Here is a 20,841-nt window from a genome sequence, read left to right as displayed (position 1 = left end):
TCTTGGCAATGTGGGCCAGCGAATATAGCGCTCAGCCATGCGCGGCAAGAACGCTACGGAACGGGTGCCCGCGGATGCGGACGGAATCGCGCTAGCTGCGCGAATCCTCAGCGAGGGCGGGCTGGTCGCGGTTCCTACCGAAACCGTCTACGGCCTCGCCGCGCGCGCCGACAGCGCCGATGCGGTGGCGCGGATCTACGCAGCAAAGGGGCGGCCAAGCTTCAACCCGCTGATCGTCCATGTGGCGGGGATCGACGCGGCGCAGCGGCTGGCGACTCTGGATGCCACCGCGCTTGCGCTGGCGGAGCGCTATTGGCCAGGTCCGCTGACGCTGGTTTGCCCGCTGCGCGCCGATGCGCGTCTCGCTCCGGCGGTCAGTGCGGGCCTGCCGACCGTGGCGCTGCGGCATCCGGCGCATCCGGCGATGGCTGCGCTGCTCGAGGCCGTCGAATTTCCGCTCGCGGCTCCTTCGGCCAACCGCAGCGGCTACGTCAGCCCGACCAGCGCGGATCATGTTCTTGCAACGCTCGACGGGCGGATCGATCTGGTGCTCGATGGCGGCGCATGCGTCAGCGGGCTCGAATCGACCATCGTCGCGGTCCGCCGCGACGGCCGGATCGAGACGCTGCGGCCCGGGCCGATCGCGATCCCCGGCGCGGAACCGGCACAAGCCGCGAGCGGTATTGAGGCTCCTGGCCAGACCCTGAGCCACTATGCTCCCGGCAAACCGGTCCGGCTCGATGCTCGCGCCCGCGAAAACGATGAATATCTGATCGGCTTCGGCGACATCGTCGGCGATTGCAGCCTGTCAAAGAGCGGCGATCTCGCCGAAGCGGCGGCACGACTTTATGCCTGTCTCCATCGCGCGGCGAAGGCGCCGCAGCCGCGTATAGCGGTGGCGCCGGTTCCGGATGAAGGCCTCGGTCTTGCGATCAACGACCGCCTGCGCCGGGCGGCTACGCCCGCCTAGACCCAACGATTCTCAGTTGTCGTTCGGCTGGTAGGGGATAGTCGGAATGATCTGCTGCATCTCGGCATAGGTCTTGCTGGCATCGCTGCAGGCGCGGCGGTCGCCATCCTCGCAACGGTCGAGCTGTTTTTCGTAGTCACGTTCGAGCTTGCCCAGCCGCTCTTCCTGGCGACGGATTTCGCGCCCGCGGTTCTCGTCGGCTTCGGACTGACTGGTGGTCGCCAGATCGACGCCCTTGCTGACCACCCGCACCGGGGCGGTGGCGATATCCAATGCGGTCTTGGCGAGACAACCGCCCAGCGCGACGGGCAGCAGGCTGACAAGCAGAAGGCGGTGAGGAATCATGGCGAAAATCCTTTCGCGCAATCCCTAGCGTCTTCCGCTTACCCAGTCGCGAACTGTCTGCTTCAGTTCTTTTCTTGCGACCGCTCGCCCGAACCCGCCGACGGCCCGTCGCGAGCGGCACTCGCGGTCGTTGTTTCGCGGCAGTTGAGCTTACCCGAGCCGACCGCGTTGATGGTGCAGGTCGCGCGCCCGATCACGGTCACTTCGCCAGAGCCGATGATACTGGCTTCGACCGTTCCGTCGGAAGCAAATTCGGCGGCGCCCGAGCCGGCGATGGTCACATCGGCGCTGCCGACCGTCAGATCGGCCATGTCGGAACGACCCGAGCCGACCAGCGACAATTCGAGAGTTTCGGCGCTGCCGCTGGCCTCATAATTGCCCGACCCCGCCACGGTCATGGTAAAATCGCCTGCCGCGACCTGCGCGGTGCGGACCGTTCCCGATCCGGCAATGGTGACATCGGCATCACCGGTCAGCGAGGCGGCTTCGACGGTTCCCGAGCCGGCCAGCACGATCGAGTTGAGCGACGGCATGGTAACCCTCACGGTCGCGCGCCCATCGATGTCGCGCGAATCATGCTCGCGCATTATGCCGAGCGCACCGTCCTCGATGTTGAACCGCATTGCTTCGATCGCCGCCGGATCTCCGGAAACGGCGATGTCGAGCGTCTGGCCCTGCGAGACGATCAGCGTGTCGGGGCTGGCCAGAACCACGCCGGTGGGCGCCGTGCCGCTGGTGTCGAGTTCGGCCAGCCGCACGCCGTCGCTGCCGCCGAACCGCATCTGCGTCCCGTCGCAGCCTGCGGTGAACGCGCCCATCGCCATGGCCACTGCTGGCGCAACGCGTTTGAATACCCTGAAAAACATGAAAGCCTCCTGCTGCGGTGCCCCCAGCACCAGTATGATCGGCAGTCCGTATTATTGACATAATACAGCCAAGAGGTGCCTTCAAGTGCGAAAGCGTGGCAGGGCCGACGGCCCGGAGGCTCCAGTGCGAACTCCGGACATGAAAAAGGGGCCGCCCGGCAAGGCGACCCCTCGTTCTTTCGGGTACCGAAGGTCTGGCCTCACGCCTCTTCGTCGGTGCCGTAATATTGCGGGGCGTGCTCGCGCAGCACCTCGAGGATTTTCTCCAGCGCCGCGGGTTCGTCGGTCTTCTCCATCGCCGCGAGCTCGCGGGCGAGGCGGCTGGAAGCCGCTTCGAAGATCTGCCGTTCGGAATAGCTCTGCTCGGGCTGGTCCTCGGGGCGGAACAGGTCGCGGGTCACTTCGGCGATCGACACCAGGTCGCCCGAATTGATCTTCGCTTCATATTCCTGCGCCCGGCGGCTCCACATGGTGCGCTTGACCTTGGGCTTGGCCTTGAGCGTCTCCATCGCCTCCTTGAGGGTCTTGTCGCTCGACAGCTTGCGCATGCCGATCGATTCAACCTTGTTCACCGGAACGCGCAGCGTCATGCGTTCCTTCTCGAAGCGGAGCACATAGAGTTCGAGCTGCATTCCGGCGATTTCCTCGCTCTGCAATTCGATCACACGGCCAACGCCGTGCTTGGGGTAGACAACGTAATCGCCAACGTCGAAGGTATCATCGGCTTTGCTAGCCATGCACAGATCCTTTCATCCCGGGCAGGTGGGTCGGGGAAACAGCATCGCGAAAACGGCTACTGCTGCGGATCGCATGACCGCAGACATGAACCGTTAAACGACGCTTTGGGGGTGTCCTGCCCTTTCGGTGTTTCGCACCTGGCGGGAGCATACCGCCAGGATTGTTGCATTATATAGCACACAACAGGCGGTATTGCGAGTCCGCGAAATCCCGCGCCTAGGCGGCTTTTCTGCTGCGGACCGCAGCAAGTTCGGCGCCCAGCAACAGGAAGAATGCGCTGAGATAGAACCAGGTGATCAGAACAATCACTCCGCCCAGCGACCCATAGGTCGCGTTGTAACTGGCGAAGTTCGCGGCATAGAGCCCGAAACCTGCGGTGGCCCCGATCCACAACAGCGAGAACAAGCTCGCGGCAGGCCAGATCGCCTGCCATTCCGGACCTGGCTGGTTGGGCGCCACACGATAGAGCAGGCCGGCACCCAGCGTCGCAAAGCCGAACAGGACGACAAAGCCGACCACGCCGCCGGCAGGGCCCGGGATCGTGCTGACCGCTGCCACCACGCCGCCCAGCACCGCGAGCCCGACCACCGCCGCCACGGTGATCGCGAGGGCGATCAGATTGCCACGCACGAATCCGCGCGCGCTCTCGGTGTTGAAGGCGATGTTGAGCCCCGTCATCACCGCGCGCGCGCCATTGCGCGCGCCGAACAGCGCGATTCCCAGCGCGATCAGCAGGCTGAGAATCTTGGTCGCGTCGCCATCCTCGCTCATGCGGCGCAATTGATCGCCGATGATCTCGGCGGCGGCCGCGGGCAGGTTCTCGGCGAGCAACCCGATATGCTGCGAGACGGTCTGCGGATTGGCGAACAGACCGTAGCCCAGCACGGTGACCGCCAGCAGCGGCACCAGCGCGAGCAGGACGTAATAGGCGATCCCGGCGGCGATGATGCCGATATTGTCGTCGCTACCTTCCGCCCAGGCGGATTTTATCTGGTCGAAATAGGAAATCATCAATCAGGGGTCAGATCAGTCGCCATCGCCCGGCTCGGAGGTGAAGTACTTCTCGAACTTGCCTTCTTCGCCCTTGTGCTCGTCGGCATCCTCGGGCGGCGCCTTCTGGCTGGTGATATTGGGCCAGTCGGCGGAGAATTTGGTGTTGAGCTCGAGCCATTGCTCCAGCCCGCCCTCGGTATCGGGCAGGATCGCTTCGGCCGGACATTCGGGTTCACACACGCCGCAGTCGATGCATTCGCTGGGATTGATCACCAGCATCGTCTCGCCTTCGTAGAAACAGTCCACCGGACAGACCTCGACGCAATCGGTGTATTTGCATTTGATGCAGGCGTCGGTGACGACGTAGGTCATGGGTCGGCGTGTCCTCGTGGCGATTGTGTCTTTTCCGCTGCTAGGTCGATATGGCCGTGCGGGTCAAGCATCCGGTAGCAGCTGCGCGCCTCCTCGGGCGGACCGCGGCGGGTTGGCAGCGCGAGCAGTTCGACCAGCCGCACCTGTCGTCCCAGCGGGATGGTGAGCACGTCGCCCGGTCCCATCGGCTGGCTGCTGCGCGAAATCCGCTCGCCATTGCGGCGCAGCTGGCCGCTGTCGACAATGCCCGCAGCGAGGCTGCGCGAACGCGCAAAGCGGAGGAAATAGAGCAGCCGGTCGACCCGCATCAGCGCATGAGTTTGGCGAGCTCGGCGAAGGCGCCGCCTTCGACCGGCGGTGCGGGACGGCTGCTCTCGGGCTGGCGCCGCGCGGGCCGCCAGCTCCAGCGGTGCGGGCGCGGCGGCCCGAAAGCGCCTTCGGCCAGCGCGCGCGCATGCTCAACCCGGAAGCCGGCCTGTCCCAGCAGCCGTTCGGCATTGCCCTGTTCGAGACCGATCGACACCGGCAGTGCGAGATCGAGCACGAACTTACCGCGTCGCTCGGCGCCTTGCGCCTTCGCACGAGCCTCATGTGCAGCGCGAAAGATCTTCTCCGCCAGATCGACGCGGATCGCCTGGCTGCCGGCATTGCGGTAGCCTGCGGGCAGTTTGCGATTTCCGGCGATCACCGGGAGCATCGCCGCCTCGAGCGGGCGTCGATCGAGCCCGAGCGCTGCGAGCAATTGCCGCGGTGCGGGTTTGAGCAGCGCGGGCGCGAAGACGTCGAGCGCGCCGAAGGTGACGCCGATCCGCCGCAAGAATGGCCGCGTTTCCTTGGGAAGATGCTCGATACCCGCCTGCTCGCGGCTAACGAAACCGTGCCCGGCGATCAGATTGAGCAGCAGCGCGCGCGCTTCTGATCCCGCCTCGGGATCGCGCGACGCCTGCTGGAGCTTTTCGAGCGGGTCCAGGACGGCCAGCTTGGTATCGAGCCAGCCTTCGAGCGCTGCCATCAGCATGGCGCGGCTGGATGGCGGTAGCGCGGCGACCTCGCGCGAGGCTTCGAGCACCGGCCGCACCGCCCCGTCGCGCATCGCCAGCGTGGCGAGCACCTGCTCATCCCAGCGCAGCGCACCGCGCGACAGTGTCACCTGTGTCAGCCCGCTCGCCGACGCACCGGGTGCGAGCTCCTTCGCCAGAGCTTCGGCACGTTCGCCCAGCAGCCGCGGCAACGCCTTCTCGGCGGCGGCGAGCAGCATCTTGCGGTCGGCATGACCGGCAGCGTGATCGACGGTGAAGCGCAGACCCTCGAGCCGACCGATCGGCTCCTCCTCGACCCGCACCGTGCCATCGGCATCGATGGCGATCGGGAGCATCGCGGGGTCTTCTCCCAGGGATTTCATCAGTAGTGCGGTCCTTCGATTGACAAAACGTTCGGTCAGGCGGGCGTGCAGCGCATCCGACAGGCGGGCTTCGACCGCCCGGGCACGGGCATCCATCTCGTCGCGGGCCAGCACCCAGTCGGGTCGCTGGCAGATATAGGCCCAGCTGCGAATCGCGGCGATGCGGCCCTGCAGCGTATCGATGTCCCCCGCCATATTGTCGAGTTCGGAGATGCGCGCCGCCACATAGTCGGCACCCAGATAGCCGCCGCGCAGGTCCTGCCACAGCCGCGCCACGAAGCGCGCGTGGACATCGGGGCCGCGCTGGCGGAAATCGGGCAGCGAACAGGCTTCCCAGAAGCGCCGCACCTGGCCCGCGCCGCGGATCTGTGCAGCCAGCGGTTCGTCGGCGAGCCGCTTGAGCGTGGCGAGATCGATGGCTTCGGGGGCCAGCCGCAGCGCTTCGTGCGCAGGCGGGGTCTCGAGATCGGCGACCAGCGCCGCGATCGAATCGAAGCGCGGCTGGGGCTCGCGCCAGAACAGCTTGGTCAGCGGCGCAAAACGATGCTCCTCGATCGCGTAGATTTCTTCCTCGGTGAATTCGGGCGAAGGACCGCCGCCGATGCCGCCGCCCAGTGTGCCGAATGTCCCATCGCGCTGGTGCCGCCCGGCGCGTCCGGCGATCTGCGCCATTTCGGCGGGGACCAGCCGCCGCGTCCGCACCCCGTCGAACTTGGTCAGCCCGGCGAAGGCGACATGCGTGACATCGAGATTGAGCCCCATCCCGATCGCATCGGTAGCGACGATGTAATCGACCTCGCCATTCTGGAACAAGGCCACCTGCTTGTTGCGGGTCTCGGGGCTGAGCGCGCCCATCACCACCGCCGCGCCGCCGCGGAGCCGCCGCAGCATTTCGGCCACCGCATAGACCTGTTCGGAACTGAAGGCGACGATCGCGCTTCTCGGCGGCAAGCGCGAGAGCTTGCGCGGTCCGATGTGCTTGAGCGTGGAGAACCGCGGTCGCTGGGTGATCTCGGCCTCGGGGACGAGCTGGCGCACCAGCGGCGCCAGCGTGGCAGCGCCCAGCAGCATGGTCTCCTCGCGGCCGCGCGCGTTGAGCAGGCGGTCGGTGAAGAGGTGGCCGCGTTCGCGATCGGCGGAAAGCTGTGCTTCATCGAGCGCGACGAAGGCGCGGTTGCCGCCGTCGCGCGGCATCGCCTCGACCGTGCAGCACAGATATTTCGCATCCGCCGGCTCGATCCGTTGCTCGCCGGTAATCAGCGCGACATTGGCCTCGCCCTTGATCGCGCAGACCCGGTCGTAGACCTCGCGCGCCAGCAGCCGCAGCGGGAAGCCGATCGCCCCGCTCGAATGACCGCACATTCGTTCGATCGCCAGATGGGTCTTGCCGGTGTTGGTAGGCCCAAGGACCGCTGTGATCGTGTGATCAGCCACGGTCGGGTGATGGCAGCGCATGTGCCGCGCGACAACCGTTCAGCGCTCACCCGAATCCAACTTGTTGCACAATTCGTCGCTTCGTGGACTCGGATTGCCGCGATTTAAACCGGCCTTAACTTTAATCCGGCAGAAAACTCGGCCAGGGTCCGCGCGCGAACAATCGCGCATCGGGTCGGGCCGCGTATCCCCATGATATTGCGGTCGAAGCGGAGGCATCGCGTGTACACGTCCCCCGAGGACCAGAACCGGAATGAGGCCGGCGCCGGTGACGGCGCAGGCGGCAGGGCGCTGCCCACAGCGCGGCTGGGGCACGACCAGATTGTGCGGGTTTTCGGGGGTAAGCCGGCAGCCGACAAGGCGTCGGACCAAGACCCTGCTCGCAAGACGAACACGCCGCTGGCTTCGCGAATCGCCGGGCTCGAACTCGCGCGGGATCTGAGCTGCGATATCGGCAGCCGTCGCTGGTTTGGCGGGCTTGGGACCTTCATCGGGCTGACCGCGGTCGCGCTCGCATTCTGGCCCAGCTACGCCCCGCTCGAGGCTGCGTCGCCCGTGCGGATCGAGGCTGCGAATGTCGACGAATACCGCAGCCAGATGATCATGCCGCTGGCGCTGGGGAGCGACACTGGTCGGCGGATGGGCGCCACCGCGCTGGTCCGCCCGCTTGCCGCCGCGCCCGAACGTCCGCAGGTTCAGCTGGTCGCGACGCTGGCGCGCGGCGACAGCTTCGACCGGATGCTGCTGCGTGCGGGAGTGGGGCGCAAGGATGCTGCGCGGGTGGCGGCGCTGGTGAGTGACGCCATGGCGATCGAGGAAATCGAGCCCGGCACCAAGGTCGATATCACGCTCGGTCGCCGCGCCGGCGCGAATGCGCCGCGTCCGCTCGACCGCCTGCAGTTCCGCGCCCGCTTCGATCTCGAACTGGCGCTCACCCGACCTGGCCCGGCCAGCGGATTGTCGCTTGAACGCAAGATCATCCGGGTCGACGATACCCCGCTGCGGATCCGCGGCCGCGTCGGCAGCAGCCTCTATCGCTCGGCCCGCGCCGCGGGGGCGCCTGCCAGCGCCGTGCAGGCCTATCTCAAGGCGCTGGGCGAGCATGTGAACATGGACCGCGAGATCGGTGCCGACGACACTTTCGACCTGATCGTCGCGCATCGCCGCGCCGCGACCGGCGAACGGCAGGCGGGGCAATTGCTCTTTGCCGGGCTCGAAAGCGGCGACAAGCCGCGCGCACAATTGATGCGCTGGGGCGAGAAGGGCGACTTCTTCGAAGCGTCGGGCGTGGGCGAACAGCGCAGCGGCCTGGTCGCGCCGGTCCCGGGGCGGATGAGCTCCAGTTACGGCATGCGTCGCCACCCGATCCTGGGCTATCGCCGGATGCATTCGGGCGTCGACTTCCGCGCCCGCCACGGCACCCCGATCGTCGCGGTGACCGATGGCCGCGTGACGGGTGCCGGTCGCATGGGCGGCTGCGGCAACGCGGTTCGGCTGCGTCATGGCGGCAATCTCGACACCCGCTATTGCCATATGAGCCGGATGGCGGTGCAGAATGGCCAGAGCGTGCGGCGCGGGCAGGTGATCGGCTATGTCGGCTCGACCGGCCTCTCGACGGGCCCGCATCTGCATTATGAAATGTACCGCGGCGGGCGGGCGATCAATCCCGCCGGCGTCTCCTTCGTTACCCGCGCGCAGCTCAGCGGCAGCGAGCTGCGCGAATTCCGCGCGACGCTCGCCAAGCTCAAGACGGTCGAGGCGGGTGCGGCGCTCGCCAGACTCGACCAGACCGAGGACGAGCGCGCCGCGCGCGAACCGCTGCGCGAGATCGATCGGCTCGATCCCAACCGGACCGAACCCGTTTCCTGACACCCCGACGCGCGACATCCGCCACGCTCCATTGCACCGCCGGAACGATTGCGGCACACATCGCTGCATGGACGCCAGCTATCCCCACATTCGCCTGCGCCGCACCCGATCGAGCGGCTGGAGCCGCGCGCTCCACCGCGAGAACCGCCTGGCCCCGAGCGATCTGGTCTGGCCGCTGTTCGTCACCGCGGGCCAAGGGGTGGAGGAACCCATCGCCAGCCTGCCCGGTGTCTCGCGCTGGTCGGTCGACGGGATTGCCGAACGCGCGCGCGAAGCGGTCGCGCTCGGCATCCCCTGCATCGCGCTGTTCCCCAACACGCCCGGCGACCGCCGCAGCGAAAGCGGCGAGGAAGCGCTCAACCCCGACAATCTCATGTGCCGCGCGATCAAATCGATCCGCGACGCCTGCGGCTCCGATATCGGCGTGCTCACCGATGTCGCGCTCGATCCCTACACCAGCCATGGGCAGGACGGATTGCTCGACGCGTCGGGCTATGTCGCGAATGACGACACGGTGGCGGTCTTGGTCGATCAGGCGCTCAATCAGGTCGCGGCCGGCGCGGATATCGTGGCGCCCTCTGACATGATGGATGGCCGCGTGAAGGCGATCCGCATGGCGCTGGAGATGGCCGGGCACCACCAGACCCAGATTATGAGCTATGCGGCCAAATACGCCTCGGCCTTCTACGGCCCGTTCCGCGATGCGGTCGGGTCGGGCGGTCTGCTCAAGGGCGACAAGAAGAGCTACCAGATGGATCCCGGCAATTCTCGCGAGGCGCTGCGCGAAGTCGCGCTCGACATCGCCGAGGGCGCCGACAGCGTGATGGTCAAGCCCGGCCTGCCCTATCTCGATGTGGTCGCACGGCTGGTCGATCGCTTCGACCTGCCCGTGTTCGCCTATCAGGTGTCGGGCGAATACGCGATGATCGAGGCCGCCGCCGCGGCGGGCGCGGGGGATCGCGACGCGCTGGTGCTCGAAACGCTGATGGCGTTAAAACGCGCGGGCTGCACCGGGGTGCTGAGCTATCACGCCCCGCTGGCCGCGCGGCTGGCCGCGCGGCTGCTCAACGGCTGACGACGCGTGGCCGGGTTCCACCTCGAAACCGATCGGCTGATCCTGCGCGACTGGCAAGCGGGGGATGTCGACGATCTCCATCGAGTATGCAGCGACCCACAAGTCATGGCGACGCTCGGGCCGGTTATGACGCGCACCGGAACTGCGGCATTGATCGCAGATCTTCAGGCTCGCGCGCTGGATTTCGGGCACACGTTCTGGGCAATCGAGCGCAAGTCCGATGGCCGGGTCATCGGTTTCACCGGGCTTGTGCGCGGTGCGATAATCCAGATCGCCGGGCAGTTGGAAATTGGCTGGCGGCTGGCAGCGGATTGCTGGGGGCAAGGCTATGCGCGCGAGGCGGCAGAGGCTGCGCTCGCTTGGGCACACGAACACCGCTCGGGCGAGCCGGTCATCGCGATTACTGCGCGCAGCAACACCCGCAGCCGCGCGCTGATGCAACGGATCGGGATGAGCTATCAGCCCGAACACGATTTCGAACACCCGGCGTTGACCCAGGGCGACCCGCTCCGTCCACACGTGCTCTATTCGATCAAACCCGGGGCCTGGGATTGAAGCGTCCGATACATTTCGAAACCGACCGGCTGATCCTGCGGGATTGGCGCGAGGCGGACTGGGCCGAATTCTGGCGCGTCACCAACACCCCGGCGGTGATGCGCTGGCTGGGCGGGGTGGCGAATACGGAAAAGCGCGCAGGCGCGCAGGACCGGCTGTTGTCCTACCGCAGCGAGCATGGCCACACCTTCTGGGTGGTCGAGCGCAAGGAAGATGGTGCGCTGCTCGGTTTTTGCGGGCTCAAGCGAAGCAATCAGGCCGGCGGACCGATCGGCGCGATGGAAGTGGGCTGGCGCTTGCGCGAGGACGCCTGGGGGCAGGGCTACGCTAGGGAAGCGGCCACTGCGGCGCTCGATCTCGCCTTCGGCCGTTTCGGCGCGCAGGAGGTCATCGCACTGACGGTGGCTGGAAACGAGGCGAGCTGGGGATTGATGGTACGGCTCGGTATGGAGCGGCGCGAAGATCTCGATTTCGATAACGCCGAGTTCGATCCCGAAAGCGGGCGGATCATTGTCTATTCGATCGCGCGAGAAGCATGGCAGGCGGGACGGGTCGCCGCGCGTGCCTGACATCGTGGTGGAGACCGCAAGGCTGGTGTTGCGCACAATCGCCGAGAGGCGATGCAGCCGAGCAATGGCGAGTGCTCAACACGCCCGCCGTGATGCGCCATCTCGGCGGGCCGAAGGAATTGCACGAGATCGAGGCGCGGCTTGCCAGGGCCATGGCGCTGTATGCACAAGAAGGGTTTTCCTTCCTGATGGCGATCGAGAAGGAAACCGGCGAACTCGTCGGCCATTGCGGAATGAAGCGGGTCGATGCCGAAGGCGCGAAGAACCCGGGCGATCTGGAGATCGGCTGGCTGGTGCGAGAGGATCGCTGGCGTCGCGGTTATGCGCGCGAAGCGGTCGCGGCGGTCATCGACTGGGCTTTCATCCAACACGGGGCCGCCCATGTGGTGGCGCTGACCAGCCTTGCCAACGAACCAAGCTGGCGACTGATGGAAAAGCTCGGCATGCGGCGGCGCGAAGACCTCGATTTCGATGACCCCCGCTTTGCGCCCGAAGACAATCCCACGATCCTCTACAGCCTGACCCGCGAGGAATGGTGCGCCCGCCCATGACCGATATGGATATGGCGGCGCCTCCTGTGCGCACCGCGCGCCGCGACCTGTCGTGGCACCGCCTGCCCGCTCCGGCACAAAACTTGTGGACCGACGATTTCGCGTCCATCCTGCCGCACATCCAATGGCAGAACATCTTGGGAAATTGAGCATGAGCATCCATCGGCCCGGCGTCCGCATCGTCCCGATCCACGGCAAGACCCCGAAGATCCACGAGAGCGTCTTCATCGCGCCGGGCTGCACGATCATCGGCGATGTCGAGATCGGCGAGGGCAGTTCGATCTGGTACAATTGCGTGTTGCGCGCGGATGTCTTTACTATCCGCATCGGCGAGCGCACCAATGTCCAGGACGGCAGCGTGCTCCATTGCGACCCGCCGCGGCCCGGCGATCCGGATGGTTCGCCGCTCGAGATCGGCAGCGATGTGCTGATCGGCCACATGGCGATGTGCCACGGCTGCACCATCGCCGACCGCGGCTTCGTGGGCCTTGGCGCCATCGCGATGAACAAATCGGCCATCGGCTCCGACGCCATGCTGGCAGCCGGCGCCATGCTGACCGAAGGCAAGGTGATGGAGCCGCGCTCGCTGTGGGCCGGTCGCCCGGCCAAGCCGCTGAAGGAACTGACCGACGCCGCAATCATGGGGATGCGCGCCGGGGTGATGCATTATTCCGAGAATGCGAAGCATCATGCTGCGGCTTTGGCGGACGTTACGCAGGCTTGACCATGGTGGCATCGGGCGGACCGCGCCGCTCGATCCAGAATGCGATGCCGCACAGCACGACAGCCAGCGCCGATGCCGCCGATTCCGCGATTGCGGTGTCGTAAGTACACAGCCAGCCGCCGAGAGCCGCGCCTGCGGCAAGGGTTCCCCATAGGAGCCCGTAGCCGCGCGTTGCGGGTCGCGCGTCCCCTGCAAACCGCGCGGCCAGTCCCTGCCCGAACTTGACCAGCGCACCGGTCATGTACGGCCAGTCCCTGCCCGAACTTGACCAGCGCACCGGTCATGTAGGTCACCCCGACCGTCACTTCGCCGTCGCGCGAGAAAACATTGTTGGCGAGGCCCATCGCAACCCCCGCAAGCGCCAGAAACGGCCAGTCGCGACCGGTCCAGAGGCTTACGGTCGCCAGGCCAAGCATCAGCGCGACCAGTCCGAGCAAGACCCGCTTATGCCGTCCCTGAACGCGCCGCAGGATCAGGGCTCCTGCGACAACTCCGCCAAGGAAGCACCCGATCAGCGCCAGCGGGATTGCAGCCATCGCCGGACTAGCGGCTAGATCAACGCCCATCCGGGTGGTGTTGCCCGACATGAACGAGGTGAAATAGCCACCCGCCACGACGAAACCGGTCGCGTCGACGAGGCCCGCCAATCCGGCAAGACCGATGGCCAGTCGCTGGCGCGCAGGATCATAGCGATGCATTTGCCCATCCATGCGCCCGGAGGCGAGAAACTCAATCCCTGATCAGCGCCTCAAGCGCCGCGATCCGGTCCGCCTCGTGCGCGGGCTTGTCCCAGCGGATGCGGTGGATCCGCGGGAAGCGCATTGCGAGGCCGGATTTGTGGCGCTTGCTCGCGTGAACGCTGTCGAAGGCGACCTCGAACACCAGGCTCTTGTCGGTCTCGCGCACGGGGCCGAAGCGCTTGACTGTGTTTCCGCGGACATGGCGGTCGAGCTTCTTCAATTCCTCGTCGGTGAAGCCCGAGTAGGCCTTGCCCACCGGGAGCAGTTCAGCGCCGGCCCCATGCGGATCGTTCGGGTCGCCCGCCCAGCAGCCGAAAGTGTAGTCCGAATAGAAGCTCGAGCGTTTGCCGCTGCCGCGCTGGGCATACATCAGCACGCAATCCACCAGCAGCGGGTCGCGCTTCCATTTGTACCACAGCCCGGTGCGGCGCCCAGCGATATAGGGGCTGTCGCGGCGCTTGAGCATCAGCCCCTCGATCGCCTCCTCGCGGCTGCCCTCGCGGATTTGCGCCAGATGCTCGAAATCGCGCGCCTCGACGACCTTGCTCAAGTCGAAATGGCTGGCGGGGAGCCGCGGCATCAGCGTTTCGAGCCGGGCGCGGCGTTCGCTCCATGGCAACGGCCGCCAGTCCTCGCCCTCGACCAGCAGCGCATCGTAAAGCCGGACGAAAGCGGGCGCCTCGGCGAGCATCTTCTTGCTCACCGTCTTGCGACCCAGCCTTTGCTGGAGCGCGTTGAAACTTGCCGCGCCGCCCTGCGTGCGCTCGTTCTCCTCGCCCCCCTGCGCCGAACCGCGCACCAGCAGCTCGCCATCCAGCACGGCGGGGAAGGGCAGCATGTCCAGCAGCTCGGGGAAGGTGGCGGAAATATCGTCGCCCGAGCGCGAGAACAGCCGGGTCTGCGCCGCCTCGCCCTGGCCTGCGCGAACCAGTTGGACGCGAATGCCGTCCCATTTCCACTCGGCGGCGTAATCCGCCAGATCGACCGTGCCATCCTCGAGCGGATGCGCGAGCATGAAGGGGCGAAAGGTTGGCAGGTTGGCGATATCGGGAGCGGGCTCGCCCTCGGCGGCCCAGGCGAACAATTCGCCATAGGGCGCGTGGAGCCCGTGCCAATACTCCTCGACCTCGTCGACCGGCACCGCAAAGGCCTGCGCGAAGGCGGTCTTGGCGAGCCGGCTCGAAATCCCGATCCGCATACCTCCGGTGGCGAGCTTGAGCAGTGCGTAACGGCCATCGGCGTCGAGCCGGTCGAGCAGCAGCGGCAGTTCGGTGAGCACGCTCTTGCGGGTCATTGCGCTGAGCAGTTCGACCGCTTCGCTCACCCCGGGCGGCGATGGCGCGGCAGCTGGCGCGGGCCACAGCAGGCTGGCGGTCTCGGCGGTGTCGCCGACGAAATCGCGGCTCAGCGTCCACAGCACCGGATCGACACGTTCTTTCAGCAGAGTGCGGATCGTCCCCGATTTGACCGCGGGAAAGTCGAGCCCGTCGGCCAGCGCCGCCAGCGCCCAGCCGCGATCGGGATCGGGAGTGGCGCGCAGATACTCCGCGATCAGCCGCAGCTTCTCGTTGCGGCTCCGGGTGTAGACCAGCGCGTCGATCAGGGCGGCGAAGGCTTCCATCAGATGGGGTTTCGCCTCACCTCAATCATCCTCGTCTTCATACCCGACCAGCGCCAACGCCCGCGCGCGCCGCTGGTGAAGCTGGCACCAGCGCAGCAGCGCATCCTCGCGGCCGTGGGTGATCCAGTTCTCCTGCGCATCGACCTCCTCGATCGTACGGGTCAGCTCGCCCCAGTCGGCATGGTCCGAGATCACCAGCGGCAACTCGACATTGCGCTGGCGGGCGCGCTGCCGGACCCGCATCCAGCCGCTCGCCATCGCGGTGATCGGCTCGGGCAACCGGCGGCTCCAGCGGTCGTTGAGCGCCGAGGGCGGGCAGACCACGATGCTGCCGCGCATCTCCTCCTTCGTGTGATCCGCGACCAGCCGCAATTCGCCCAGAGCCACGCCGTGGTCCTCGTAGAGCCGACACATCCGCTCCATCGCGCCATGCAGATAGATCGGATCATGATGGCCTGCGGCGCGCAGCTCGGCGATCACCCGCTGCGCCTTGCCCAACGCGTAGGCGCCGACCAGCACGCAGGCGTCGGGATGCGCGGCCAGCCGGTCGAGCAGCTTGCGCATCTCCTCGGCGATCGGCGGGTGGCAGAACACCGGCAGACCGAAGGTCGCCTCGGTGATGAAGATGTCGCATTTGGTGACTTCAAAAGGTGGGCAGGTGGGATCGGCGCGGCGCTTGTAGTCGCCGGTCACCACCACCCGCTCGCCCGCGTGCTCGAGCAGGATCTGGGCGCTGCCGAGCACATGGCCGGCAGGGATGTAGGTCGCATCGACCCCGCCGGGCAGGCGGATGGTCTCGCCATATTCGACCGGGGTCGCGCCCTCGCGCGTGTTGTAGCGCAGATCCATGATCGCCAGCGTTGCCGGGGTGGCGACGGTCTGGCCGTGTCCGCCACGCGCGTGATCGGCATGGCCATGCGTTACCAGCGCGCGGTCGACGGCGCGCGAGGGATCGATCCAGCAATCGGCCGGGCCGACATGGATCCCGTGCGGTTCGGGCCGGATCCAGGAAAAGGGCGCTGCCATCCCTCACTCAAACCCGGGGCGTCGCGAGCGTTCCCGCCCATGGTCTCGGCAGCGCATCTTGCGCCCTATTGGGGTGTGGCGCGGAACCGCTCGAACAGCTGCTTCAGGCCCGGTTTCTGTCCCTGCGACAACAGGCTGGCGCGGAACAACCGGCCCAGAAACACGATTTCGAGCCAGACGAAGCCCGCCAGCAACACCCCCGAACCGACGATTTCCCACATCTCGATCCCCGCACCAAGCCGCGCCAGCACCGCGAACGGCGTCCACAGCGGAACCCAGGTCAGGACCTGCACCATGATTCCGGTCTGCCCCATCACGATCGCCTGGATCAGGAAAGTGATCGGCAGCAGGATCCCGAGCAGGATCGGCATCAGATAGCCCTGCGCCTCGCTCATCGAATCGGCCAGCGCGCCGATCGCGACGAACAGGATCGAGATCGCGACATAGCCGGCAACGAAGAAATAGATCATCGCGAGGATGATCCCGGGCGAGGTCAGCGGGGCGAGCGCGGGGCGGATCATGTCGGCGATTGCGCCATGGGTGGCGAAGGCGACCACTGCGGCGCAGCCGACCCAGACCAGGATCATCGAGAAGCCAACCGCCAGCGCGCCCAGCAGCTTGCCGTACATCAGCTCTTCGGGACGAATGCAGGCGAGCAGGCTCTCGAGCAGCTTGTTCGAGCGTTCCTCGACCGAGCCCTGCAACATCCAGCTGCCTGACAGCATCAGGCTCATCATCAATATATAGGCCAGCGCCAACGGCACGATCGAACGGATCAGCAGCGCCTCGCGCGCGCCGCCGCCCGGCGGCGGGGTGGTCACCGCGATGGCGGGCGCCGCCGACTGGATCGCTTGCGCCTCCTGCGGCGAAAGACCCCGGCCGGTGAGCAACCGCTGGCGCAGATCGCCGGTCAGCACATCCTGCAGCACGGTGACGAAGCTGGTGGCGGGCTGCTCGTTGGACCACAGCCGGATCGTGGGATCGGCGGGATAGTCGCGCCCGATCATCACCACCGTCGCCACTTCCTCGTCGCCTTCGGAATCGAGTAGCGTATCGACCCGTGCATCGAGTTCGTCATCGCTGGCCGCAACGAGCGTCTCGGGTGCTGCGGGAAATTCATATTGCGGCTCCGGGGCCTCGAAGCTGGAGGTTTCCTCCGGCTTGACCGCATCGAGCGCGGCGATCGCCGCATCCATGCCGCCCTGGGCGCGAAAGGCGGCGACATCGGCGGCGGTGTACCAGCGGTCATGCTGCGCCCAGGGCGCCTGCGGGTCGGCTTGCTCGAGCCCATGGCGGCGGACGTAGCGCGACAGCGCGCTCAGCCGGTAGCGGTCTTCCTCGAACTCGAAGCGATCGACGATCGCAGCGCGCGCGGTTCCGCCCGAACGATCGAGCACGACCACCCTTGTGGCTTCGTCATCTTCGAGCGCCTGTCCAACGATCGGCCCCAACGCCAGCGCGATCGGGACGAGCAGCAGGGTGAGCCAAAAGCTCTTCATTGCGGCAATCTGGCGGAACTCGCGCCTCGCCACGAGCATGATGCTGGCACGGTTCATGGCTGGACCTCCGCGGTTCCGACAAGCGAGACGAAGACATCGTGGAGACTGGCGCGTCGTTCCTCGAACCGGCGCAGCGGCACGCCGCCCGTAGTGCAGCGTTCCAGAACCTCGCCGACCTCGGTGTCCGGAGCCAGCGTGATGGTCCATTCGTGCCACCCGGCGCCGAGGTCTTCAACGGGTTCGGCGTGGGCCACGCCCGCGACCGCGGCGATGCTGCGCGGCGCAATCGCGGCGATCCGTGCGGGCAGGGTGGCGCGCGCCTCGTCGATCGTGCCCTCGAAGCGCTTGTGCCCCTTGCGCAGCAGCAGCAGCCGGTCGCACAGGCGTTCGGCGTGCTGCATCACATGGGTCGAGAAGATCACCGCGGCGCCGCGTTCGGAAGCGCGCAGGATCTCGTCCTCGAGCAGCCCCTGATTGACGGGATCGAGCCCCGAAAAGGGCTCGTCGAGCATCAGCAGCTGCGGGCGGTTCACGAGCGCGGTGGCGAGCTGGACCTTCTGCGCCATGCCCTTGGACATGTCGGAAATCTTGGCGGTCGCGCGATCGGCAAGATCGAAACGGGCGAGCAGCTCGAGCCCGTGGCTGCGCCCCTCGGCCGCAGCCATCCCCTTGAGCCGCGCGAAATAGACGATCGTGTCGATTGCGCTCATATGGCCGTAGAGCCCCCGTTCTTCGGGCAAAAAGCCGATCGCGGCGGTGTTGCGCTTGTCGGGGGCGTTGCCGAACACCGCAATCCGCCCGGAGCTCGGGCGGATGATGTCGAGCACCATCCGCAGCGTGGTGGTCTTGCCTGCGCCATTGCCGCCGAGAAAGCCGAATATCTCCCCGCGTCGGACCGCGAAGCTCAGGTCGTCGACCGCGAGCACCTCGCCAAAGCGTTTCGTCAGCCTTTCGACCTCGAGCACCGGCATCTTGGTTTGTCCCCCCAAATTGAACCGGGCGGATATGCGCGGCAAGATGGGATGGCGGCAAGGCTTTCTTCTGCCGATGGCATGGGGAGGCCGACGAACCACCGGACCTCCCGCCGTCGGCTGAATTGGTTCAGACCTCGCTGTCGTCCTTGCTTTCTTCACCAGCTTTCGCATCGGATTTGTCGCTCAGCGGCTTCTTGGCCGCCTTCTTGCGGGTAGGCGGCTTGCGCTTGGCTTTGGGCGGGGCGGGAGTGAGTTCGAACGACGGCTTGTCGTCCTTCACGCTCACATGCACCTCGCCGCCATCGGCCAGCTTGCCGAACAGCAGTTCCTCGGCGAGCGGCTGCTTGATCCGGTCCTGGATCAGCCGGCTCATCGGACGCGCGCCGTAGAGGCGGTCGTAACCCTTGTCGCCGAGCCACTCGCGCGCCGCCTTGTCGAACTGGACATCGACATTCTGCTCGGCAAGCTGGAGCTCGAGCTGGAGGATGAACTTGTCGACCACGCGGCCGACGGTGTCCTTGCCGAGATAGCTGAACGGCACGATCGCATCGAGCCGGTTGCGGAATTCCGGAGTGAACATCCGCTTCACCGCTTCCTCGCTGGCGTCTTCCTTGCTGACATTGCCAAACCCGATGCCCTGGCTCGCCATATCGGCGGCGCCGGCATTGGTGGTCATGATCAGCACGACGTTGCGGAAATCGACGGTCTTGCCGTGATGATCGGTCAGTCGTCCGTTATCCATCACCTGCAGCAGGATATTGAACAGGTCGGGATGCGCTTTTTCGATCTCGTCGAGCAACAGCACGCAATGCGGGTTCTGGTCGATCGCATCGGTGAGCAAACCGCCCTGATCGTAGCCGACATAGCCCGGAGGGGCGCCGATCAGGCGGCTGACGCTGTGGCGTTCCATATATTCGGACATGTCGAAGCGCTTGAGCTCGATCCCCATGATGCTGGCGAGCTGTCGTGCGACCTCGGTCTTGCCGACCCCGGTGGGGCCGGAGAACAGGAAGCTGCCGATCGGCTTGTCGGGATCGCGCAAGCCTGCACGGCTCAGCTTCATCGCGGTCGACAGCTTTTTGACCGCCGGGTCCTGCCCGAAGACGACATGCTTGAGATCGCGCTCGAGGTTTTCGAGCGCGCGCTTGTCGTCGGAACTGACCGATTTGGGCGGGATGCGCGCCATGGTTGCGATCACCGCCTCGATTTCCTTGGCGGTGATCTTCTTCTTGCGGCGGCTGGGTGGCACCAGCATCTGCATCGCGCCGACCTCGTCGATCACGTCGATCGCCTTGTCGGGCAGCTTGCGGTCGTTGATGTAGCGCGCCGAGAGCTCGACTGCGGTCTTGATCGCGTCCGGGGTGTATTTGACCTTGTGGTGGTCCTCGAAGGCGCTTCGCAGGCCCTTGAGTATCTTGATCGTGTCCTCGACCGTGGGCTCGTTGACATCGATCTTCTGGAACCGCCGCAACAGCGCGCGATCCTTCTCGAAATGGTTGCGGAACTCCTTGTAGGTGGTCGAGCCGATGCAGCGGATCGTCCCGCCCGACAGCGCGGGCTTGAGCAGATTGGACGCATCCATGGCCCCGCCGCTGGTCGCACCCGCACCGATCACCGTATGGATTTCGTCGATGAACAGGATCGCGTCGGGCATTTCCTCGAGTTCGGACACGACCTGCTTGAGCCGCTCCTCGAAATCGCCGCGATAGCGCGTGCCTGCCAGCAGCGAGCCCATGTCGAGCGAATAGATCACCGCATCGAGCAACACATCGGGGACCTCGCCCTCGACGATCTTGCGCGCCAGCCCTTCGGCGATCGCGGTCTTGCCGACGCCGGGATCGCCGACATAGAGCGGGTTGTTCTTGCTGCGCCGGCACAGGATCTGGATCGTCCGGTCGACCTCGGGTCCGCGGCCGATCAGCGGATCGATCTTGCCGTTTTCGGCGCGCTTGTTGAGGTTGACCGTGAACTGGTCGAGCGCGGTTTCCTTCTTGTTGCCTTCCTTGGCCGCTTCTTCGCCGCCGCGCGCCTCCTCGGCACCCTTGGACGCGCTCGCCTCGATCTGCTTGCCGCCCTTGCCGATCCCATGACTGATGAAGCTCACCGCATCGAGCCGGCTCATGTCCTGCTGCTGGAGGAAATAGACCGCATAACTGTCGCGCTCGGAGAACAGCGCGACCAGCACATTGGCGCCCGTCACCGTGTCCTTGCCTGAGGACTGGACATGCAGGATCGCGCGCTGGACCACGCGCTGGAACCCGGCGGTTGGCTGCGGATCGGCATCGTCGTCGGATTTGAGCGACTGGTATTCCTGGTCAAGATATTGCCGCACCGCCGCGCCAAGTTCGGCAATTTCCACCCCGCAGGCCAGCATCACCTGTTTGGCATCCTCGTCCTCGACCAGCGCCAGCAGCAGATGTTCGAGCGTCGCATATTCGTGGCGACGTTCGGAGGCATCGGCGAGCGCCTGGTGGAGGGTCTTTTCGAGGTTCTGCGCAAAGCTGGGCATTGGGTTTCT

The 20,841-nt window shown here is 66.2% G+C and carries 21 protein-coding genes and 1 pseudogene; 8 read left to right on the top strand and 14 right to left on the bottom strand.

The annotated features are described in order from the left end of the window. Nucleotides 1-37: 37 nt before the first annotated feature. Nucleotides 38-970, top strand: coding sequence for an L-threonylcarbamoyladenylate synthase (locus tag A9995_RS05450; protein ID WP_067610103.1), 933 nt, complete (start codon nucleotides 38-40; stop codon nucleotides 968-970). Nucleotides 971-982: 12 nt separating this feature from the next. On the opposite strand, the gene A9995_RS05445 is transcribed toward A9995_RS05450, so the two are convergent. The 7 genes from A9995_RS05445 to A9995_RS05415 all read right to left on the bottom strand — a co-directional run bounded on the left by A9995_RS05445 (nucleotide 983) and on the right by A9995_RS05415 (nucleotide 7,141). After that, nucleotides 983-1,315, bottom strand: coding sequence for a hypothetical protein (locus A9995_RS05445; RefSeq protein ID WP_067610102.1), 333 nt, complete (start codon nucleotides 1,313-1,315; stop codon nucleotides 983-985). Between the two features lie 62 nt (nucleotides 1,316-1,377). Continuing rightward, the gene (locus tag A9995_RS05440; RefSeq protein WP_233998095.1) at nucleotides 1,378-2,181 is read right to left on the bottom strand and encodes a head GIN domain-containing protein; all 804 of its coding nucleotides are present in this window, start codon (nucleotides 2,179-2,181) and stop codon (nucleotides 1,378-1,380) included. 200 nt (nucleotides 2,182-2,381) lie between these two features. Next, on the bottom strand, nucleotides 2,382-2,918 hold the full coding sequence (locus A9995_RS05435) for a CarD family transcriptional regulator (RefSeq protein ID WP_067610100.1): 537 nt from the start codon (nucleotides 2,916-2,918) through the stop codon (nucleotides 2,382-2,384). Between the two features lie 217 nt (nucleotides 2,919-3,135). Further along, nucleotides 3,136-3,930, bottom strand: coding sequence for a YihY/virulence factor BrkB family protein (locus tag A9995_RS05430; RefSeq protein ID WP_067610098.1), 795 nt, complete (start codon nucleotides 3,928-3,930; stop codon nucleotides 3,136-3,138). Between the two features lie 15 nt (nucleotides 3,931-3,945). After that, the gene (gene fdxA, locus A9995_RS05425) at nucleotides 3,946-4,284 is read right to left on the bottom strand and encodes a ferredoxin FdxA (protein WP_067610096.1); all 339 of its coding nucleotides are present in this window, start codon (nucleotides 4,282-4,284) and stop codon (nucleotides 3,946-3,948) included. After that, nucleotides 4,281-4,592, bottom strand: a complete 312-nt coding sequence (locus A9995_RS05420; protein ID WP_067610094.1) for an RNA-binding S4 domain-containing protein — start codon at nucleotides 4,590-4,592, stop codon at nucleotides 4,281-4,283. Before A9995_RS05420 ends, fdxA begins: the two co-directional genes overlap by 4 nt. After that, on the bottom strand, nucleotides 4,592-7,141 hold the full coding sequence (locus A9995_RS05415; protein ID WP_067610092.1) for a helicase-related protein: 2,550 nt from the start codon (nucleotides 7,139-7,141) through the stop codon (nucleotides 4,592-4,594). The genes A9995_RS05420 and A9995_RS05415 overlap by 1 nt, the downstream gene beginning before the upstream one ends. A 171-nt stretch (nucleotides 7,142-7,312) precedes the next feature. Between A9995_RS05415 and A9995_RS05410 the strand changes: the two genes are divergently transcribed. The 7 genes from A9995_RS05410 (at nucleotide 7,313) to A9995_RS05385 (ending at nucleotide 12,463) form a co-directional block, all read left to right on the top strand. Further along, nucleotides 7,313-8,989, top strand: a complete 1,677-nt coding sequence (locus A9995_RS05410; RefSeq protein WP_082992498.1) for a M23 family metallopeptidase — start codon at nucleotides 7,313-7,315, stop codon at nucleotides 8,987-8,989. Between the two features lie 67 nt (nucleotides 8,990-9,056). Continuing rightward, a complete protein-coding gene (hemB, locus tag A9995_RS05405; protein ID WP_067610089.1) occupies nucleotides 9,057-10,064 on the top strand; it encodes a porphobilinogen synthase in 1,008 nt (335 codons plus the stop codon). 6 nt (nucleotides 10,065-10,070) lie between these two features. Then, nucleotides 10,071-10,619 carry a GNAT family N-acetyltransferase gene (locus tag A9995_RS05400; RefSeq protein ID WP_067610086.1) on the top strand — a complete coding sequence of 183 codons (549 nt, stop codon included), beginning with the start codon at nucleotides 10,071-10,073 and terminating at the stop codon, nucleotides 10,617-10,619. Then, nucleotides 10,616-11,188, top strand: a complete 573-nt coding sequence (locus A9995_RS05395) for a GNAT family N-acetyltransferase (protein ID WP_233998092.1) — start codon at nucleotides 10,616-10,618, stop codon at nucleotides 11,186-11,188. Before A9995_RS05400 ends, A9995_RS05395 begins: the two co-directional genes overlap by 4 nt. A gap of 71 nt (nucleotides 11,189-11,259) precedes the next feature. Next, on the top strand, nucleotides 11,260-11,739 hold the full coding sequence (locus A9995_RS05390; protein WP_233998091.1) for a GNAT family N-acetyltransferase: 480 nt from the start codon (nucleotides 11,260-11,262) through the stop codon (nucleotides 11,737-11,739). Further along, complete coding sequence (locus tag A9995_RS16985) at nucleotides 11,736-11,888, top strand: hypothetical protein (RefSeq protein WP_168157338.1); 153 nt, start codon at nucleotides 11,736-11,738, stop codon at nucleotides 11,886-11,888. The genes A9995_RS05390 and A9995_RS16985 overlap by 4 nt, the downstream gene beginning before the upstream one ends. Before the next feature lie 2 nt (nucleotides 11,889-11,890). After that, complete coding sequence (locus A9995_RS05385) at nucleotides 11,891-12,463, top strand: gamma carbonic anhydrase family protein (protein ID WP_067610084.1); 573 nt, start codon at nucleotides 11,891-11,893, stop codon at nucleotides 12,461-12,463. Here A9995_RS05385 and A9995_RS17515 read toward each other — a convergent pair. The 7 genes and pseudogenes from A9995_RS17515 to clpA all read right to left on the bottom strand — a co-directional run bounded on the left by A9995_RS17515 (nucleotide 12,450) and on the right by clpA (nucleotide 20,832). Then, entirely contained in the window at nucleotides 12,450-12,704 is a 255-nt protein-coding gene (locus tag A9995_RS17515; RefSeq protein WP_067610082.1) for a hypothetical protein, read from the bottom strand. The two genes, A9995_RS05385 and A9995_RS17515, sit on opposite strands and share 14 nt — an antisense overlap. 106 nt (nucleotides 12,705-12,810) lie before the next feature. Continuing rightward, nucleotides 12,811-13,161, bottom strand: a pseudogene (locus A9995_RS17620) (DUF1275 family protein); the annotation flags it as partial. 31 nt (nucleotides 13,162-13,192) lie between these two features. Then, nucleotides 13,193-14,824 (bottom strand): cisplatin damage response ATP-dependent DNA ligase, encoded by a 1,632-nt coding sequence (locus A9995_RS05370; protein ID WP_067610078.1) that lies wholly within the window; start codon nucleotides 14,822-14,824, stop codon nucleotides 13,193-13,195. A 21-nt stretch (nucleotides 14,825-14,845) separates the two neighbouring features. After that, nucleotides 14,846-15,850: a ligase-associated DNA damage response exonuclease gene (locus tag A9995_RS05365; RefSeq protein ID WP_067610077.1), complete on the bottom strand. Its 1,005-nt coding sequence runs from the start codon at nucleotides 15,848-15,850 to the stop codon at nucleotides 14,846-14,848. A 65-nt stretch (nucleotides 15,851-15,915) separates the two neighbouring features. Continuing rightward, entirely contained in the window at nucleotides 15,916-17,406 is a 1,491-nt protein-coding gene (locus tag A9995_RS05360) for an ABC transporter permease (RefSeq protein ID WP_067610076.1), read from the bottom strand. Beyond that, nucleotides 17,403-18,320: an ABC transporter ATP-binding protein gene (locus A9995_RS05355; protein ID WP_067610074.1), complete on the bottom strand. Its 918-nt coding sequence runs from the start codon at nucleotides 18,318-18,320 to the stop codon at nucleotides 17,403-17,405. The genes A9995_RS05360 and A9995_RS05355 overlap by 4 nt, the downstream gene beginning before the upstream one ends. A 130-nt stretch (nucleotides 18,321-18,450) precedes the next feature. Continuing rightward, complete coding sequence (clpA, locus tag A9995_RS05350; RefSeq protein ID WP_067610072.1) at nucleotides 18,451-20,832, bottom strand: ATP-dependent Clp protease ATP-binding subunit ClpA; 2,382 nt, start codon at nucleotides 20,830-20,832, stop codon at nucleotides 18,451-18,453. Nucleotides 20,833-20,841 lie beyond the last annotated feature (9 nt).

Source organism: Erythrobacter sp. QSSC1-22B (genome assembly GCF_001678665.1).
Lineage (GTDB): Bacteria > Pseudomonadota > Alphaproteobacteria > Sphingomonadales > Sphingomonadaceae > Qipengyuania.
Note: the sequence above shows the minus strand (reverse complement) of the source record. Positions and strands in the feature narration are given on the sequence as shown.